General features: G+C 53.5%; 17 protein-coding genes and 3 pseudogenes. 6 read left to right on the top strand and 14 right to left on the bottom strand.

Going from position 1 to position 18,661, the window contains the following annotated elements; genetic code table 11:
* Positions 1-620 precede the first annotated feature (620 nt).
* Positions 621-1,757, bottom strand: a complete 1,137-nt coding sequence (locus tag BLU75_RS05055) for a DSD1 family PLP-dependent enzyme (RefSeq protein ID WP_084380553.1) — start codon at positions 1,755-1,757, stop codon at positions 621-623.
* Between the two features lie 96 nt (positions 1,758-1,853).
* On the opposite strand from BLU75_RS05055, the gene BLU75_RS05060 reads away from it, so the two are divergent.
* Both BLU75_RS05060 and BLU75_RS05065 read left to right on the top strand, forming a co-directional pair.
* Positions 1,854-2,762, top strand: coding sequence for a LysR family transcriptional regulator (locus tag BLU75_RS05060; RefSeq protein WP_084380551.1), 909 nt, complete (start codon positions 1,854-1,856; stop codon positions 2,760-2,762).
* 52 nt (positions 2,763-2,814) lie between these two features.
* Entirely contained in the window at positions 2,815-3,441 is a 627-nt protein-coding gene (locus BLU75_RS05065; RefSeq protein ID WP_084380676.1) for a helix-turn-helix transcriptional regulator, read from the top strand.
* A gap of 6 nt (positions 3,442-3,447) precedes the next feature.
* On the opposite strand, the gene BLU75_RS05070 is transcribed toward BLU75_RS05065, so the two are convergent.
* The 11 genes and pseudogenes from BLU75_RS05070 to BLU75_RS05115 all read right to left on the bottom strand — a co-directional run bounded on the left by BLU75_RS05070 (position 3,448) and on the right by BLU75_RS05115 (position 12,020).
* Positions 3,448-4,146 carry an RraA family protein gene (locus BLU75_RS05070; RefSeq protein ID WP_231982613.1) on the bottom strand — a complete coding sequence of 233 codons (699 nt, stop codon included), beginning with the start codon at positions 4,144-4,146 and terminating at the stop codon, positions 3,448-3,450.
* Between the two features lie 43 nt (positions 4,147-4,189).
* Positions 4,190-4,579, bottom strand: coding sequence for a RidA family protein (locus BLU75_RS05075; RefSeq protein ID WP_084380547.1), 390 nt, complete (start codon positions 4,577-4,579; stop codon positions 4,190-4,192).
* A 66-nt stretch (positions 4,580-4,645) separates the two neighbouring features.
* Entirely contained in the window at positions 4,646-4,879 is a 234-nt protein-coding gene (locus tag BLU75_RS05080) for a hypothetical protein (RefSeq protein ID WP_090221383.1), read from the bottom strand.
* Between the two features lie 150 nt (positions 4,880-5,029).
* Positions 5,030-6,301: a dicarboxylate/amino acid:cation symporter gene (locus tag BLU75_RS05085; protein WP_084380545.1), complete on the bottom strand. Its 1,272-nt coding sequence runs from the start codon at positions 6,299-6,301 to the stop codon at positions 5,030-5,032.
* Positions 6,302-6,438: 137 nt separating this feature from the next.
* Positions 6,439-7,404 (bottom strand): threo-3-hydroxy-L-aspartate ammonia-lyase, encoded by a 966-nt coding sequence (locus BLU75_RS05090; RefSeq protein WP_084380543.1) that lies wholly within the window; start codon positions 7,402-7,404, stop codon positions 6,439-6,441.
* Positions 7,405-7,424: 20 nt separating this feature from the next.
* The gene (locus BLU75_RS05095; protein ID WP_084380541.1) at positions 7,425-8,396 is read right to left on the bottom strand and encodes an ornithine cyclodeaminase family protein; all 972 of its coding nucleotides are present in this window, start codon (positions 8,394-8,396) and stop codon (positions 7,425-7,427) included.
* Between the two features lie 373 nt (positions 8,397-8,769).
* A pseudogene (locus BLU75_RS05100) lies at positions 8,770-9,089 on the bottom strand (transposase); the annotation flags it as partial.
* A gap of 146 nt (positions 9,090-9,235) precedes the next feature.
* A complete protein-coding gene (locus BLU75_RS05105; RefSeq protein ID WP_084380539.1) occupies positions 9,236-9,817 on the bottom strand; it encodes a pyridoxamine 5'-phosphate oxidase family protein in 582 nt (193 codons plus the stop codon).
* Positions 9,751-10,095: a hypothetical protein gene (locus BLU75_RS05110; RefSeq protein ID WP_084380537.1), complete on the bottom strand. Its 345-nt coding sequence runs from the start codon at positions 10,093-10,095 to the stop codon at positions 9,751-9,753. The genes BLU75_RS05105 and BLU75_RS05110 overlap by 67 nt, the downstream gene beginning before the upstream one ends.
* Before the next feature lie 16 nt (positions 10,096-10,111).
* Positions 10,112-11,278, bottom strand: a complete 1,167-nt coding sequence (locus tag BLU75_RS27165; protein ID WP_130909174.1) for a hypothetical protein — start codon at positions 11,276-11,278, stop codon at positions 10,112-10,114.
* Between the two features lies 1 nt (position 11,279).
* Positions 11,280-12,020 carry a class I SAM-dependent methyltransferase gene (locus tag BLU75_RS05115; protein WP_084380535.1) on the bottom strand — a complete coding sequence of 247 codons (741 nt, stop codon included), beginning with the start codon at positions 12,018-12,020 and terminating at the stop codon, positions 11,280-11,282.
* Positions 12,021-12,347: 327 nt separating this feature from the next.
* On the opposite strand from BLU75_RS05115, the gene BLU75_RS05120 reads away from it, so the two are divergent.
* Together BLU75_RS05120 and BLU75_RS05125 are read left to right on the top strand one after the other, a co-directional pair.
* Complete coding sequence (locus BLU75_RS05120) at positions 12,348-13,055, top strand: N-acetylmannosamine-6-phosphate 2-epimerase (protein ID WP_084380533.1); 708 nt, start codon at positions 12,348-12,350, stop codon at positions 13,053-13,055.
* A gap of 93 nt (positions 13,056-13,148) precedes the next feature.
* A pseudogene (locus BLU75_RS05125) lies at positions 13,149-13,534 on the top strand (DUF4113 domain-containing protein); the annotation flags it as partial.
* A gap of 341 nt (positions 13,535-13,875) precedes the next feature.
* On the opposite strand, the pseudogene BLU75_RS05130 reads toward BLU75_RS05125, so the two are convergent.
* Positions 13,876-14,673 (bottom strand): annotated as a pseudogene (locus tag BLU75_RS05130) (manganese catalase family protein); the annotation flags it as partial.
* A 283-nt stretch (positions 14,674-14,956) separates the two neighbouring features.
* Between BLU75_RS05130 and BLU75_RS27425 the strand changes: the two are divergent.
* Positions 14,957-15,106 carry a hypothetical protein gene (locus BLU75_RS27425; RefSeq protein WP_165447421.1) on the top strand — a complete coding sequence of 50 codons (150 nt, stop codon included), beginning with the start codon at positions 14,957-14,959 and terminating at the stop codon, positions 15,104-15,106.
* A gap of 112 nt (positions 15,107-15,218) precedes the next feature.
* On the opposite strand, the gene BLU75_RS05135 is transcribed toward BLU75_RS27425, so the two are convergent.
* Entirely contained in the window at positions 15,219-16,406 is a 1,188-nt protein-coding gene (locus BLU75_RS05135) for an MFS transporter (RefSeq protein WP_084380529.1), read from the bottom strand.
* A 491-nt stretch (positions 16,407-16,897) separates the two neighbouring features.
* Between BLU75_RS05135 and mqo the strand changes: the two genes are divergently transcribed.
* A complete protein-coding gene (mqo, locus tag BLU75_RS05140) occupies positions 16,898-18,544 on the top strand; it encodes a malate dehydrogenase (quinone) (RefSeq protein ID WP_084380527.1) in 1,647 nt (548 codons plus the stop codon).
* Positions 18,545-18,661: the final 117 nt, after the last annotated feature.

An 18,661-nucleotide genomic window follows, 5' to 3' on the forward strand; every position in this document is an offset into this window, starting at 1 on the left:
GAGACTGATGAGTACACAGTCCAGGCCAAGGTGGTCAGCGATCACTTACACACTATCAAGCTGACGGTGAGGCGTGTAGTTTTGCCGGCGCTTGCGATCATCTCAGAACACTGCGTTAAAGAGATCGATAGGGTGGAGTGGGCCAAGGCGTCGTCGCACGTGCCTCCAAATCGAGCGCAGATGATCGGGAAGGGGTTGTACTGGGGGTTCGCAGGGGACCTTGGTATAGCCGCTCATTTCCTGATTCCGCAGATCGAAGCGATCATCCGACACCGGATGAAGGAGGCAAGTCTCAACACTTCCACGTCCAGTGCCGACGGTATCGTTAACGAAAATGGACTGAGCATCTGGATGGCATACGTCAGGCGCGAACTGCGACAACAAATAGTCGATAGATGACGACCTACTCGCTGAGCGAAAGGGTGTGTTCAACGAATGCGCAACAGATGAAGACAGTGGGCTGCATCCGTGATCGCTGCATAGGTCGATAGGCAGAAACCGGCCATAAGGGGACACTTGAATTGAGGTTGACCGTTTGGTGCGCGTGGCGCCAAACGGTCACTGTTTCCTTTCGCGATTCACGTGCCAGTTCAGAGCAGCATCTATTTGGGAAATGTTCCCTACCAACCGTTCAGGCGAGGCCAGAGACTGATCTCACCATTTTCGTCTAGGGCCTCGTATGCTTGGTATTGAGCGCCTGTGGCACATGCATGGTTGGGCAGAATACGCAGACGGGTTCCAATAGGAAACTGCTGCTCGATTTCTACCTGTTGGCCTTCCTCGAAAGACGCCACACCGTGCTCCTGGTTGGCTGAGCGCAACTGAAGCCCGTCGATGAGCTTGCCCTCAGTATCGCAAACCAGGCCGTAGCCGAAATCGCATTGCTGGGACTGCGTGCCCCGGTCGCGACTCATTGCCATCCAGCCGGAATCCGTGATGATCCAGCCCTTCTCTGGCTGATGGCCGATCACGGTGGTGAGGACGCTCAAGGCGAGTTCGTCCAGCTGGCATACGCCAACATTGTGCATGACCAGATCGAAGAAAACGTACACGCCGGCACGGAGCTCGGTGACGCCGTCGAGGTGAACGGCGGACAATGCGGTGGGCGTTGAGCCGACACTCACTTCCTGGCACGGCAAGCCCGCAGACCGAATGGCCTCAGCAGCCATCCCGCATTCTGAACGTTCAATTTCCGCAATTTCCTGCAGCGCCTCAAGGGTGTTCAGCTTGTAGCTTTCGCCGGCGTGAGTCATCACGCCTTTGAGCACAGCACCACCTTCATGAAGGATTCTGGCGATCTCGATCAGCACAGGATCGTCACTACGAACACCCGAGCGGTGATGGTCACTGTCGATTTCGATGAAAACCTCAAACCGCTCGCCATGGGTGCGGCAAAAGTCGGTGATCGCTCTCGCGCCCGCAACGCTATCAGTGACAATCGTCAGGGAACATCCGGCGCGGCGCAGTGCCAGTGCTTGGTTGAGCTTGGTGGGGGCCATTGCTACGGCGTAGAGAATGTCGGTGATGCCTTGGGCAAAAAAGGCTTGAGCTTCCTTGAGTGTGGAAACCGTTATGCCTTGGGCTCCAGCCTTCACCTGAGCTGCTACCACCTGCTCGCATTTGGTGGTTTTTACATGGGGTCGTAGCCTTACTCCCTGGCGATTAGCCTGGTTCTGCATGCGTTGAATGTTGCGCTGCATGCGGCTTACATCCACCACGGCTACGGGGGTATCGAGGGAATCAATGGAGGAAGTCATTAGCTAGATCTCGTGGGTGTCTGTGTGTTTGCAACTCTACGCAGTACGGTATATTTTTGGTTAACGGTCACTTAAACGAATGTTAAGAACTACTTAATGATTACGTTCTCCGATCTAGAACTGGTTACGGCAATTTCCGTTTCCGGCTCATTGAGCGAGGCTGCTCGCAAGCTGAGAGTCACCACGGCAGCTCTCTCAATGAGACTGCGAAAACTCGAAGCGGAATTGGGCATGAAGCTTGCCAGCAGAGACTCCAGGCGCTTGGCATTGACCGAGGATGGAGAGCGCATGGCCGAGGAAGGACGACGGTTGCTGCAGGCGCTGGAGGAGTTGTCAGACTCAATGGTGGCTGACGACGAGCGCCTTCAGGGAGTGATCCACCTATCTGCACCGTTCGGCTTTGGGCGGTTGCGTTTAGCTCCCTTGCTGGCACGGTTTGCAAAGCTTCACCCTAAACTAAGAATCGAGCTCGATTTGCGAGAAACCCCTTGGCCAGATCGGAGCAATTGCGATGCGGTAATCCACATTGGCTCCATCAACGACAGCTCATGGACTGCTCAAGTGCTGGCATCCAATGAACGATGGTTGTGTGCAAGCCCGTTCTATCTGAAAGAGCATGGGGCCCCAATAGCGCCTGAAGACCTGACAGCTCATCGGTGTATTTGTATTCGCGAGAATGACGAACACGCGACGTACTGGCACTTGCGCAGGGACAACGAGAGCAAGTCTCTGCGAATCTTTCCGAGCATGGTCAGCAACGATGGTGGAGTGGCGCGCAGATGGGCGGAGCAGGATCTTGGTTTGGTTCTGCGTTCGCAATGGGACGTGGTTGATTCGATTGCCCAGGGTAGCCTGATTCGCGTGCTGGCCGACTGGGAGTTCGAGACCGCCCCGATTCTTCTGCTGATACCGACCAGAAAACACAGGTCCCGAAAAGTACAGGCTCTTGCTTCATTCTTGAACGAATCATTCAAAACGAAAGGCACTGAGAAAAGCCGGTCATAGGCTGTTATCGTCCTCTTATTGAAACCTTTTACTTTTGCTGGACATCTTCACGATGAAGAAAACGACCCCCGAGCAACAAGCGCTGATCAGTCAGCTTGAGCAAATTGCAGAAGGCTTGAGCCAGACCTTCAGCCCATTTTGTGAGGTCGTATTGCACGATCTGCGAGATCCCGAGCACGCAATACTGGCCATTCACAACAATCTTTCTGGCAGGGAGATCGGACATCCTGCTACCGAGTTGGGGCTTGCCCGGATTGCTGATCCAGCCTATCCCCAGATTATTGCCAATTATCCCAATCAATTCAAAGATGGCCGGCAGGCCAAAAGCACCTCGATTGGCATTAAGGATTCCACTGGACGGTACGTGGCCGCGCTCTGCATGAACGTTGATCTCACCCTGTTCAGGGGACTGCAGGGCATGCTGGATCAATTCGGATCTTTCAGTGGCGATCGTCCGCATGAATCGCTCGAATCGAGCGGTGCAGAATCAATTCGCGCGCGCATTGATCAGTTTGCTGCACGGCTATCCACGTCTCCCCGTGCGCTGAAGGCTGGTGATCGGCGAGTTTTACTTCAAGAGTTGAAGGAATCTGGCCTCCTGGATATCAGAAAGGCCATGGAAACGGTGGCTTCACACCTTGGTGTATCACGTGCAACGGTGTACAGCGATACGAGGTGACCTCGGCTACACGGGACAGCCTTTGGCCCTGAGCATCGCATTGAACCGATCAGGGTCAAGCGTATCTTCTTCAATTCCCTTGAGGATCAACGCTTCCCGATCCAGCAACTGGCGGCAGCGTTCATAAACTCTTGTGAGCTGAGCCTGAGAGATGGCAACCACGCCATCGGAATCGCCTACCACTAGGTCACCCGGATTAACGACCAACCCTGCACACGACACTGGTACATTGATTTCACCGGCACCGTCCGTGCTTGGGCCGCGGTGGACGCAGCCGAGGGCGAAAATCGGCATCTTGCCGTCCAGCCAGTCATCATGGTCACGAAGCATACCGTTTACGACGATCCCGCCAATCCCGGCTTTGAGAGCCATTGCCCGCATGATCCCGCCAATGACGGCTCTGGTCTGGTCACCACTACCGTCCACCACCAGGATGTCGCCAGGGCGCGCCATCTGTATAGCTTTAAGCGTCAACAAATTATCGCCGGGGCGCACCCGCACGGTAATCGCTGTTCCGCACATGTGGCCGCGACCGTGAAATGGACGAAGACCTAACCCGCCGACGTTGCGACCCAAGCAATCACTGATGATTGCGCTGGGGACTTGGCTGAACGCAGTCAGCCATTTTTCAGGGATGATGGCGGGTGACGGATTGATATGGAAGCCCGTAGGCCAAGCTTCATTCGACGCGACATTGAGCATCATCGATCTCCTCTGTAATGCCAGAAATGGGCGTACCTTCAACGCTTCAAGCCGCGTTGGTCACAATACGTGCGACAGCCTCAATTTCCACCAGATAGCCATGGTGCAGCTCTGGCACCGGTACCACTGCGCGAGCTGGCCGGTGGCTGCCCAGCATTTCGGAGTAGATCCGGTCGAAGGCTGGCCAGTGCTTCACGCCTGCGACGTACACAGTGACTTTGACCAAGTCGGAGGGAGTGCAACCTGCGGCATGCAGAATGGCCAACAGATTGTTCAGTGCAACTTGTGCCTGTTCGGTGAACGACGCCTCAATGTTGTGAGTGCCGTCCGGACTAACGGGGAGCTGGCCCGAAATGTACAGCGAGCCTTGGTGAATAACCGCTTGCGAGTAGTGACCGGCAGGTTGGGAAGCCGCATCGGTGCTAACAATTTTCATAAGTGACCTTGTATAGGGTGGAGCCGACGCTGCAGGCGATGCCCAGGGCGTCAACTCTTGGATGTATCAATGAGTGTTTGTGAAAGCTGCTTGAGCCTTGCTAGGTTCAGTGACGCCGCTGGCGATAAGTAGTTGTGCCAGAATCCCGAGTCCCGAAACAGCGGCCATCAACTGCTGAGGCCCAATGGCGCCGGCATTGTAGGCACTCGTGCCACGGTTATCGGCGGAACCTGCGATAGTTCCAACCGTTGCAAGTAACGAGACACGTGGCAATTCCACTTGTTGATTATTCGAACTCATGGTTGTTTCCTAGGCGAGCGTAAACGGAACACCAACGGTTAAGCCTGCCAAGATCGAGAGCATAAAACCCGCCAAAAGGTATGGCTGCTGTTGAAGTTTAGGGGTTTGACAGTCATTTTTTTCTTAATTGTTGTTAGAGCTATTTGTTGATTAAACGGCTTGAGGAATTTTTTCAGCATCGATTGCTGTTTCAACTTCTTCGATTTCATTACCGTGTCGCCCAATGACCGCCGTTGCGACACCGCAGCCGAAAACGTTGGTGGCGGTGCGTCCCATGTCCAGGATTGGGTCGACGGCGAGGATGAGAAGCAGGCCGGCGTCCGGAAGGCCGATCATTGGCAGTCCCGCAGCCAGGACGACCAGAGAGCCTCGCGCTACACCTGCAGTCCCTTTGCTGATAACCAGCAGGGTCAACAGCACCATGATCTGGTGCGAGAGGGTCATTTCGATGTTGTACGCTTGGGCGATGAACATCACGATGAACGCTTGGTACATCATCGAGCCGTCCAGGTTGAATGAGTAACCCAACGGCAGGACGAAGCTGCTTACGCGCTTGTTGGCACCAAACTTGTCCATGGCGGCAATGGTTTTCGGATACGCGGCTTCGCTGCTCGCCGTGGAGAAGGCGATCAGAATTGGCTCACGCATATGCTTGAACAGGTCTTTGATGCGTGGGCCGAGGGCCATGTAGCCGGCAAGTGTGATCAACGACCAGAGCAGTGCCAGACCCAGGAAATACTGTCCAACCATCTTGCCAAAGGTCACGACCATTTCTAGACCATGCACGGTGATGGTGGCGGCGATGGCTGCAAATACAGCCAGCGGAGCCACATACATCACATAGTCGGTGACCCTGAACATGACATTGGCCAGTTCTTCGAGCATGTCCACGATGATGGACTTGCCTTTGCCCTTGACGAACGCCAGTGCGCAGCCGAAGAACAGTGAGAACACAACGATCTGCAGCACTTCGTTCGTACCCATTGCCTCAATAATGCTTCGAGGGAATACATGGGTGAGGAAGATCGGCAGGCTAAAGCCGGAAGTGTTCAAGCCCGTGTTCACGGCTTCACTGCTCACAGTCAGATTCAAACCGACACCTGGCTGGAAAATATTGGCGAAGAGCAAACCGATGGATAGGGACCCTAGGGAGGCAATCATGAACCAGGTGATGGCTTTAAAGCCGACACGGCCCATCGAACCGTTCCCTGACATGCTGGCAACGCCGGTCACCAAGGTGGCAAGCACCAAGGGTGCGATAACCATTTTGATCAGACGTAAAAACACGTCAGTGACCAGATTCAGGTATCCGGAAATTTCTTTTGCGGCCGCAGCATCCAGCTGACTGTGGAGCGTGCCTCCTAGGACTACGCCGAAAATCATCGCGATAACTATCGCTTTAACGAGAAGGCGGCTTTTCATGTGCACCTCTTTTTATAGTGGCCTAATTAATGGCCATATTGTTTGGGCTAAATGTGTGTTCATTAGATTTTGGCAAGACGGTGCCGTCAGGCGCTGTTGAACATCTGATTTTTTTCAGTAGCTAAAGCTAGCTTTCCTTAGGGCTGGAGAAATTTTCCAAGCGTGTCGATATCAATATTACCGCCTGTAATAATGACGCCGACTCGTCTGCCTTGGAGCTCATCCTTGAACTTTCTTACTGCGGCAAGGCCCAGGCATCCAGTGGGCTCGACCACAATCTTCATGCGCTGAACAAAGAACTTCATTGCAGATATCAGTTCTTCGTCAGTGACAGTTACAACTCGGTTCACTCCATTCAAAATAATTGGAAAGGTGTAATTACCAAGATGCTGCGTTTGGGCGCCATCAGCGATGGTGTCAGGGGTTTCGATGTGAACTATCTCACCTGAATTGAACGATTGCTGTCCGTCGTTACCTGCTTCAGGCTCAACGCCAATCAGAGTGCACTCTGGTGCCAGTGCACGCGTCGCCAAAGTGGTTCCCGATAGCATGCCGCCGCCACCTAGGCCTACAAACAAAGCATCCAACTGACCGACGCTTTCAAACAGTTCCTTGGCGGCAGTACCTTGGCCAGACAGAACGTCTGGATGATCGTAGGACGGGATCAGCGTCATACCATGCTTGGCGGCCAGCGCCCGACCGATAGCCTCGCGGTCTTCGGTATAACGGTCGTAGAACACAACCTCAGCGCCATAGCCTTTGGTAGCCGCGACTTTGGCTGCAGGAGCATCAGTTGGCATAACAATGGTGGCAGGGATCTCCAACAGTTTGGCCGCCAAAGCGATGCCTTGTGCGTGGTTCCCCGAAGAGAACGCTACAACACCGCCTCGACGTTGCTCTGCGCTGAATTTAGCGAGCGAGTTGTATGCCCCTCGGAATTTGAAAGAGCCAGTACGTTGGTAGTTTTCACATTTGAAAAATACCTTCGCACCGACTTCCTCATCGATCGTACGAGAGGTCAGAACAGGCGTGACGTTGGCTACTCCCTTAAGTCGCGTAGCCGCGTCGACTACGTCTTGATAAGTTGGCAGAGTGATTTGCATAGCAAAATGTCCTCAAAGATTTACCACGGCCAAGAAATATCGTGGCCAATACCTTCGATACTGGCTTGCTTGAACAGAAGCTGAGCAACTGTCAGGTCTTGCAGCGCCAATCCCGTCATGTCGAAGAGGGTGATGTCATTGGCACTACGGATGAATTCAACTTGCCCTGTCAGCAGGTCACCGATTTCCATTACTGGTGAAGCCGGCACCCATTGCGTTTCGCCAAGCTGACGAGCTTGGGTTTTATCGTCGACAAAGACTTTGGCCTTGGGCAGAAGCCCTTCCGGTGCTTCCCGTTTGCCCTTGGTGTCTGCACCCACGCAGTTGAAATGCGTACCAGGTTGGACGGCTTCCAGGTCAAACAGTACCTGTCTTCCGGGCGTTGCTGTGATGACTACATCACTTTGCGATACGGCATCGTTTGCCGATGCGCTGTGGCGCACGGAGACACGTTCTGAAAACTGCGATTCAAATTGCGCATTCGGTATGCCATCCGCCGTGAGGTAGGTGACATGCTTGATGCCGGACATCACGCGAAGCGCGTAATCCACTTGAATGCTGGCCTGTACGCCAGTGCCGAAAACGCAGAGTTGCGAGCTGTCTTGACGAGCAAGCATCTCCAGACCCAAAGCCCCGGCAGCACCGGTTCGGAGTGTCGTAATAGCGTTTCCGTCAATGACGCACAGCGGCCGCCCAGTCGCAGGATCGATCAGCAGAATGGTCGCTTGATGAGGCTCACTTTGCAGGGCGCGGTTGGTGGGCCAGAAACCGGCTGCTTTGAACCCGAGCACGCCCTGATTAGCGATACCACCGGATTTGATTCCAAAGATGCCACCCGTGCTAAGCGCTTCGCGAACCACAGGGAAGACTTGGCCATCTCCTGCGCTATGCAGGTAGAAGGCTTCGCGTACGGCGAAGAGGATCTGCTCGGGTAGCACTAGGGCATTGACACTATCCCTATCCAGCAGTTTTAGCATTTCGATCTTGGACATTTTACGCGCCTGGCACAATAGAGCTTCCAGACACAATATCCAAAACTAGACAATCTGTAAAGTCGAGGCGCACCCGTCTGTCATGAAAGGTTGCCCACTCAGCTAAAATTAGGACAGCCTGGAAAGATGTCTTGTGGCACAGGTAGCGCTTTGCGCGCTACGGATCGATCACGGTGTTCGTCTAGTAGATTGGCCAAGCCCGCCGGATTGATGTGTGGTTCGAATGTCCGCTTGTGGCCCAGGCTGTGTAAAAACGTTTTTCAGTGCGACAGGTACTCAAAACCAGACTAGAAATCGCGTTTCTACGCAAATCCACATCTGCTGATGTGCCGATTTAAGTCAGGGAACAGTGTGTTGCGGCTCAAGCTCAATCAGTAGCCTCCCGGGTTGCGCTTACCGCCGTGGAGTCAATCATCCAGGTCTCCAAATCGATTAACCCTTGCTCGTTCAACCTGATGTGAAGTCGCTTAAGCATCTGCGCGAATGTCCCGCGTGCGCCAGTCACGAAAGCGCTGACACCGTCGACCATGGGCCGAAGCGCGCAGGCATGTCGCGCCAAGCAGCTCCCGAGCAGAGCACGCCGTTGAGCATCAGTCGATCATCTGCTCGTGGGCGTCCGTTACGGAGGGGTTCACTGAATATGTCTGCACCCAAATCCCAGGCTGCGTCCGGGAGTTCGTACCGTTTGGCCATCGTGGGCTCCTGCCTTTGATGGATGCGGACTTTACTGAGTCCCGACGCTTGCTGGGTTCAAAGGAGGTTCAGATGACTTCGTACAGAGCCTAAGGCTACTATTAGACAGAAAGTTATCGACCGACTGATAATTTTGTAGTAAAAAATCAATTGGCATCCGGAAGCGGGAGTTCAACTTCGATGCGCTGGTCATTTTTATCATAAGCCCATCGCTCTAAGTCTAATAGCCACAGTCTTTGTACCGTAAGTACATAAAAGCTTCGTTTACCGATTTTTTTGAAATCGGATAAAGGTAACGCCCATTGCGCCCTGGCAAGTTCGTCGGGAAAATTGGTTCGATAGTATTCTTCATAAATGACCTCTATTTCATCATCCGGTACCGATCGTGCAAGACCGGAAAGCTGTATGCCGTCAAGTCCGACTGGTGGAGCCGAGGCGCCAAAATCCGTCCTAAATATAGAGCCAGATATATTTGGATCGCGGTCGATATTTTTTGAGTGCAGCGAATCAGACATTGAGTACCATAAAAGGCTTTCGGTTTTATGTCGATATACGTAGTTCACGGTAGACGCCCAAGGAGAACCTTGTGCGGATGCTGTTGCCAATGTTATAAATCGGGTGGTGCTTAACAGCCTTCTGCACCTTTCTGTTATGGAAGGCATCATGATTTCTGCCCTCTTGAAACTGGGGCGTCGTTTAATAAGCGGGCTTCCATAATATCCCACCATTGATCTTGCTCTATACGCTTTTTCTCCCAGCTTGCAATATGGGATCGCTCTGAAACTGCCTTTCGGTATGCGCCCCATGCAGCCTCATCTTCAAAAGAGATCCAGTGTTCAATTGAATGCACATCTGGAGCGATTGTCTGTACATACCACCGGGGTTCTAAAGCCATTTCCAGCCCATCATAAAACCATGCCTCTCTTTCGCGAACCCAGGTCCAGAATTCCGCATGATTGGATCTGGCTTTTGCGCTGGGACGAAGCAGATATATAAGATGTAGCATATTAAAGCTCCTTTATTTAATTTGTTATAGTTTTCCAGTCTGCGCTTAAGTTAGACCTGAAGCGACGTTCATAGTCTTCGTAAAAAAAACGATTGTGGTTTTCTACTGCCTCTCTCCCAAGGGGACTTTTGCAAGGAATAACCACGACTGCTAAAGGCTCAATTACGCTTCCGCGCTTAGCTTTTGCTTCTAATGCGGAGGTAGAGAGACAGCATTTTCTGAACCCGTGAAATGCCGCGTACTCCAGTGAAAGATAATAGGTTAGTACAAAATAACGAAAATCATTATCTGCCAAGGTGTAGTCGGATCCGAAGTATCGAGCATGTAGCGAATGGCCAAATTTATAAAATACAGTTACAGCTGATACTTTGTTCTCTCGCTCGGCAAGCACAGCGATGGCGCTATGAATAACTCCAGACTTTCTTTGTCCTTGAAGATTTCTTATCATCCACTGCCTATCTTGAGTTGATCCATATTTGCTTCGATTGTTAGTTATTAATGTGGCGATACTTTCATCAAGGTCACTCGTCAGAGGGAGCCACCGAGTCCTATTCCCATATTTTTCAAATGCTGCTATTTCCGCCTTGCTACGTACGCGCTCATGAGAACCCCACGAGCCGAGCATCTCTGCTAGCCCCCCTCTAGGTACAGGCATCGTTGCCTCTGCGGAATGCAGTAGTGCGTGAGTCTCAGGTACGTATCTCACGATTTCCAGAGCCCGTTTCAAGGGCATGTATGGGATAAGGAAACCGGAAAGATTTCGTTCTCCTGCATACGTTTGAGCAGAATAAAAGAAGCGACGAAGTGCATTTCGACGGCTAACGCCTTGAGTGCAAACGACCTCATTATGAGTGCTGCGACGTGCGCCGCCCCACAAAAATTTATTACCCCACTGTTCAGACATGCTTGGAAACAGTGCCTGCGTGCTGAACATTGGCCCTTCTGGTTCTCCAGCCCATAGGGCACAACCGGCTAAGAGTCCAGAGGAACCATAGACTGTCAAAAAGTCCGTGGGACCCTGAGCATCTTCCAAACTTGCAAGCCACCCATACGAATTATAAAAATTATCATCCGCTGTTAGCCCGTCCCACTCATGTCGGTCAATATATGGAATAGAGTGAGAAATATCCGATTTCAACTCACAGTTATGAGTCTTTAGGTCGGCATGAGTAAAGTCGCCCATGCTAGCCCCCCAGTGTGCAATCTAAGATCGCTGCGTGAGGGGAGTTGATGTAGTTTTTCCAGTATTTCTGTCCTAAAAACTCAAATCCTGCTCTGTCGACCCAATGCTTTCTCCAGTGTATGCTACTAAATCCAGATCGTTTTAAAGAAGCTTCTAGGGTCGCAGCAGTCCAATAATAGGCTTCTACCTGAGTGTCGTATGGCGGCATGCATAAATCTAAAGTTACAGTAGATGCGTCGCTCTTTTGACTCTCATGGCCAGGTATAAGTCGAAAACCATAGTCTTCATAGTAATTTGCGCGCATGCAGAAATCAGGATGGATGGGTAACGTTATTAACCTTCCTCCTGGCTTAAGCACGGACGCCATACCTTGGCACATAGAATCGAGCGATTGAACGTTTGCTGCATAAGGAAGCACATATATAGATATAGCTAAATCAAATTTACTTAGAAGGCTTGAGGTTATTTCGGAGTTGAATTCAATCCCTAGCTGCTCTTTTTCCTCTCTCCGACTTGCATAATCAAGCATGCCGGCTGACTGGTCGTAACCGACTACTTTTTTAGCGCCTTGTTTTTTTAGTATTCGGGAGTAGAGACCGTTACCGCAACCAAAGTCAAAGATACTTAGATCTGACACATCACCCACAACATCTAAAACAGAAGGGATTTCACAGTGCTTTCTAAAAGGCCAGTTGGCCATATTTTCGTACAGAGCTGCGAGTTCATCAAATTGACTAGGCATATATAACTCCTTTTAAAAGCATAGTCCTTAATAAGTGCTCAACGAGGCCGCGTACTCCTTGCTCACTACTGTCGCTGGATATTCTAGGTAGGTTTCGTCTTTTTGCAAAAAAATAAAAATATTTTTACATGGCTCTCAGTCGTCGCCCTGAACCGTAATATAGGCTTTAGACGTGCTCATAATGCAGCTGCTTATATTCCAAATTAATCTATGCCGTGTAATAGAGTAAGCTAGAGTGCGTTGATCAAGCACCCATATGCTTGAGTCGATAAATCGTTCAGCAAGGTGGCGATTGCAGGAGAAGCCTTTTCAGGGAGAAACCTAGGTATGTTTACTGGTTCGTTATTCGACACGCTAATGGGCGGCCTCATCGTTTCATGTCAAGCATTGGAACATGAGCCTTTACACGGCTCTACTCATATGAGCGCTATGGCGTTAGCGGCAGCTCAGGCAGGTGCGGTGGGTATTATAGCGAATGGCATACACGATATTTCTGCAATAAAAAAGCTTGTTACGTTGCCTATAATCGGCGTCATGACCGCTGGTTACTCAGAATCATCTATCCAGTTGACACCTACTATTGTAGAAATAACGGCCTTGGCGAGAGAGGCCCCAGATATGATCGGGCTTGACGCCACTGATCGCAGACGTCCCAACGGAGAATCCCTTGAGGCCTTTGTTGAGATGATACGCTCTCGATATCCTAATCTATTGCTGATGGCCGAAGTTGCAACGGTGGAGGAAGCTATTTATGTGCAATCGTTAAAGTTTGATTGCTTATCTACGGCAGCCTATGGTGCTACCAAAAACACAGCAGGAAAGAGCCTGCGTCAGAATGATTTTTCTCATTTTACAGCCATACGACGGGTCATTTCCCAGTGCCCTTTGGTTGCTGAAGGTGGAATAGGCACCCCTGAACACGCTCGTCGCGTCCTCCAATTAGGAGCGGATATAGTCGTGGTGGGAAGCGCGATAACCCGCCCGCAGGTTATTACTGAGTCTTTTGTTAACGCAATGGTTGGATACCGTAGCTAGGGAAACTCCGACCAACTTGCTTCAGGCGTTCGGCAAAAAACAAAAACTTACGCATTATTCGGCTCTGAACTACCCGTACACACTGTCTTGTGGCGCTTTTCTATCCGCACCTCCGCGCTAAATGCGTACCTCGTCCGCACCGGTAGGCTGCATCCAACCGATGACGTGCGCCTGCCGACATAGGCGGCAGTCGATGCGGTCGACCACATCTACCGGCCAGGCTTCAAATAGAGCAAGGCGGAGGTGATGCTGCTCAACCTTTGCCAGCCCGGTGAATACACCGATGATCTACCGCGGTGTCGCAGTCAGCGGAGGCCAACAGGGTGATGACGGTGCTGAACCAGATCAATGGTCGGTGGGGAAGGGGAACGCTGCGCTCGGCCAGTGTGCCGACGAACCCTGACTGGGGGGCCTGGGACATGATGAGTCAGAGCTACACAACGCGGCTTGACCAGCTCTGGCATATCTCCTGCCACTAGTCGTGAATCAACACACACGCCACCCTAATGGGTGGTTTTTTTTGGCTGACCGGAAGGAGGCTGACCGACCGGGATTGTGCGGACGTTTGAACATGGGGGCGTTGATGTGCCACAAGGGGGAGGTGTAGTGCAAGTCTGAGCTGTCGCGCGCCGTCGTCTCCCCACCTCGCCTGCGGGCTAAATAGGTTTTTTTTTCCGCACTTCTGCACCCCGATAAAAGCGAGGCTGGCTGGGTGCTTGTTTGGCATTTTGGGGGTGTTTAAACCTTGCGGAATCCTGCATGAATTTTCGTCACCAAAAGCGACCTCAAAGGCGAGGTCGCTGATGATGAGTTAGATGAATCAAGCGTTTTTGCCCTGCACGAGGCCTGATCCCAAATCTGCTCCTGTCACAGGTTCACTGAGTGGGTCAGATGCGGTTCGCAGCTTCATCGCTTCCACGGCGGCTTCATCGGCTGGAGAAAGGTTCACGGAGGCCAGGCCGTCGCCGCCGTCGACGGCGGGCTCGGGACTTTCAACATATTCCCAGTCGCCACCTTCATTCCATGGGCCCCGTACATTGGGTTCGCCCGACATATTGAAATACTTGCGGGTGAACTCCGGCATTCCCGGGAGTTTCCCTTGCGGAAAGTTGGGTTGGATGGAGTGCAGTGCTTTCTCGAATGACTTTTGATGGGCGATTTCTCGCGTCATCAGAAACCCCAGTGCCTCTTTCACCCTGGGATCATCGGTGACGTTCATCAGACGTTCATAGAGAATTTTCGCGCGCGCTTCAGCCGCGATGTTTGAGCGGAAGTCGGCGGTGGGTTCAGTAATTGAATCGACGTAGGCGGCTGTCCACGGAACGCCGGCGGAGTTCACCAGGGGAGCACCCGCGCCATAGAGAAGGCTGGTGATGTGAGAGTCATTACCGGCGCCATTAATGGCTCGGTAGAGCTCACCTTCTTCCTGTACGCCTTCTGTCAGCTGCCCTTTGGCTCCTCGATTGAGCATCACGATGATGGAACCGACAATTTCCAGATGGCTCAGTTCTTCGGTGGCAATATCCATCAACAGGTCTTTACGGCCTGGGTCTTCTTCGGCCAATGCTTGGGTGAAATAGCGCGCTGCCGCCGCTAATTCACCATTTGCGCCATCGAAGGATATGCTAAAGGCGTACTCAGCACCGTGGGCGATGGGGCACGCATAAATTGTGAAAGACAGCGCGAGGAGAAATTTCGTTTATTGGGGGGAGACGATGACCGACGGTATCCGTCGAATAGTTCAAAGAGGTTTGAACTTGAAGTGTGGCCTGCCGAACCGTGCAGTGCGCCGCTGGTCAGTCGCGACGCGGAATTTTTGAACATCCGGTTCCTGCTTGCACACCTATAAAGAAGGTGCTGAAGCAAACTCAGATAGAAAACCCGCAAACAGGTGAGAGATCATGAAAAAGTTATATATGTGCCTGGGTCTATGCAGCGTATTCCTGCTTCACGGCTGTTTTGACAATTCCGATAACATCACCAAAGACAATACCGATGGCAGTAAATCTTCGGTGCAGATGCAAGAAGGCGCGGCAGACGAGCATAAGTAAAAACGATGGCCCGGACTGTCGCCAGCAGTTGGGGCCGAATCGCTTGAAACTACCGGTGGTGAGTGCGGCGAATTGCTTGACAGGCCACGGCTGCTGCAAGGCGCAGGGTGTTTCAATGCCCGCCTTGCATCCGCCGCGCCACCAGATAAACCCCCAATCCCACCAGCGCGGTCATTGCGCCGATATATCCGGTACTGGTCCAGCCCAATCCTGCGGTAATCGCCATCCCGCCAAACCACGGCCCCAGCGCATTTGCCAGGTTAAATGCCGCATGGTTGGACGCTGCCGCCAAGCTCGGCGCTTCGTGGGCGATGTCCATGAGGCGGATTTGCAACGGCGCTGCCAGGGACACCATGGTGCCCACCAGACCAATGCCCAACAGTACGCCCCACAACGAGCCGGCGGCCAAGGGGAAGAACATCAGTATCGCCATCGACCACACCAGAATCAGGCCCACGGCGCGAAATTGCAGGCGGTCGAACAGCTTGCCGCCGGCGATGTTGCCGATGATGCCGCCGAGACCGAATGCCGCGAGGCCAAATGGAATCCACTGTGGCGACACCTTGGTCACTTCGAGCATGGTCGGGGCCAAATAGCTGAACACGCAGAACATCCCGGCGAAGCCGATGGCGCCAATGGAAAGCGCCATCCACACCTGTGGTTTTTTGAACGCGCGCAGCTCTTTTCGCGGGTCGCTGCGCGGCTCGTCGTGGCGGTCGGGGACGAAATGCCAGACCAGGGCGATGGTGCACAGAGCGAGTGCGCTCACCAGCGCGAAAGCCGAGCGCCATCCCAGGTATTGCCCAAGGACGGTGGCAATCGGGTTGCCCAACAGCATCGCGAGGGTCAAGCCCATCATCACCCGTGCAACGGCGCCGGCGCGTTTATCCGTGGCAACCATACTCGACGCTACCACGGCGGCGATGCCGAAGTAGGCGCCGTGGGGCAAGCCGCTGATGAAGCGAAAAGCCACCAGGCTGCCAAAGGTCGGGGTGAATGCCGTCGCTAGGTTGCCCAGGGCGTACAGTGCCATCAGCAGCAACAGCATGTGTTTGCGCAGCAGCTTGGCGCCGAGGATCGCCAGCAATGGTGCGCCGACCATCACTCCCAGCGCGTAGGCGCTGATGGCGTGGCCTACCTGCGGTTCGTCCAGGTTCAGGTTGCTGGCGATGTCGGGCATCAGCCCCATGATGGCGAATTCGCCGGTACCAATAGCGAAGGCGCCCACGGCCATCGCAGCTTCCATCTTGGCGGCGCTGCGCGCGGGCAGTATGTGCCCGGGTGTTTGGTGGATAGACATGGATCGCTCTTTGTTGAAAGGTGGTTCAAGGGAATGCCGTCGATGCTACGCAAGCGGCGGCGAAGGTGTCTAGAACAGGCTCCAGCGCGAGAGTTCCGTGCCTGTGACCTCACGTCGCGTCGGCCAGGCTTGACACTGAGCCCATTCAGGCTGGCTGAAACCTGCGTTTTAGCGGTGTCAATTGGCCAAACAGCGCATAGCGGCTGTTTGCCGTGATATTCTGCGTGCCGTCTTGGTCTACTCTTTCCACGGTACGTGCATCCGAACAGGTACCGGTGAGTTGCTGTCGCCGAGATGGCTGAAGCCAATAATGATAAGAAGTCAGCGCAGAAGGGACATAAAAGTGAGGTCGATACGTCGGTCTTGTGTGCCCACTCTTCGGTCTCTGGTCGATGCGGGAACCCGCGATGCGTCGCTTGATGCAGCGTGAATCAAGGTTGCCGGATAAGACAGGGCTGTGGGGCGGATGGCGTTTTATCATAGGTGCTACGATGTTCAAAAAAGTAAACACTGCTCTGCTGGGGCTGGCTTTGTCGATGGGGATCACATCCGTCCAGGCGCAAGAGACAAAGAAAGTCGATGTGCTGCTGATCGGCGGCGGCATCATGAGTGCGACCTTGGGTGTCTGGCTTAATGAGCTGGAACCGCAATGGTCGATGGAGATGGTCGAACGCCTCGACGGCGTCGCCGAGGAAAGCTCCAACGGCTGGAACAACGCCGGTACCGGTCACTCCGCGCTGGCCGAGCTGAACTACACCCCGGAAGACCAGAACGGCAATGTGCAGATCCCGAAAGCGATCGAGATCAACGAAGCGTTCCAGATTTCCCGTCAATTCTGGGCGTGGCAGGTTCAACAAGGCGTTCTGAAGAACCCTCGTTCGTTCATCAATTCAACTCCGCACATGAGCTTTGTGTGGGGCGATGACAACATCAAATTCCTGAAAAAGCGCTACGACGCGCTGCAAGCGAGCCCGCTGTTCGCTGGCATGGAATACTCCGAAGACCCCGCGCAGATCAAACAGTGGGTTCCGCTGATGATGGAAGGGCGTGACCCGAGCCAGAAAATCGCGGCCACCAGGTCTGAGCTGGGTACCGACGTGAACTTCGGCGAGATCACCCGCCAGTTCGTCGCGCACCTGCAGACCACACCGAAGTTCGACCTGAAACTGTCGAGCGAAGTGCAGGACATCACCCGTAATGACGACGGCTCGTGGCGCGTCAGCTACAAGAACCTGAAAGACGGTAGCAAGACCGAGACCGACGCCAAGTTCGTGTTCATCGGTGCGGGCGGCGGTGCACTGCATCTGCTGCAGAAGTCGGGTATCCCAGAAGCTCGCGAGTATGCAGGTTTCCCGGTGGGCGGTTCGTTCCTGGTGACCGAGAACGCGAGCATCGCCGAGCAGCATTTGGCCAAGGCCTACGGTAAAGCGTCCGTGGGCGCGCCGCCGATGTCGGTTCCGCACCTGGACACCCGTGTGCTGGATGGCAAGCGCGTGATCCTGTTTGGGCCATTCGCGACGTTCTCCACCAAGTTCCTCAAAGAAGGTTCGTACTTCGACCTGCTGACCAGCACCACGACCCACAACATCTGGCCGATGACCAAAGTCGGCATCGAGCAGTATCCGTTGGTTGAGTACCTCGCCGGTCAATTAATGCTGTCGGACGACGACCGCTTCAAGGCGCTGCAAGAGTACTTCCCGAACGCCAAGCAAGATGACTGGCGTCTGTGGCAGGCCGGTCAGCGTGTGCAGATCATCAAGCGTGACGAAGAGAAGGGCGGCGTCCTGAAACTCGGCACCGAAGTGGTCACCTCCGCCGACAACAGCATCGCAGGCCTGCTGGGTGCATCGCCAGGTGCGTCTACCGCGGCTCCAATCATGCTGAACGTGCTGCAGAAAGTGTTCAAGGACAAGGTCGCTTCTCCTGCCTGGCAGGAAAAGCTGCACCAGATCGTACCGAGCTACGGTACTCAGTTGAACGGTAATCCGGAGCGTGTTGCTGAGGAATGGGCCTACACCGCCAAGGTTCTGCAACTGGCTCCACCGCCAGCGATTTCGCAACAGGCTGCTCCACAGTCGACCGAGGCTGCCAAGCCTGCGACCGAGTCGAGTAAGCCTGCGGCTGATATCGCGCTGTAGACGGCGGATGAAGCCCTGAGTCAGGGCTGAGCCGCTGCAAAAGAGCCGCTGAACCGGTAACGGTCAGCGGTTTTTTTGGGGCTTCAGGAAAGACCTGGAGGTGTCGGCGATTTTTGC

It is taken from the genome of Pseudomonas mucidolens, from assembly GCF_900106045.1.
In the GTDB taxonomy this organism is placed as follows: Bacteria; Pseudomonadota; Gammaproteobacteria; order Pseudomonadales; family Pseudomonadaceae; genus Aquipseudomonas; species Aquipseudomonas mucidolens.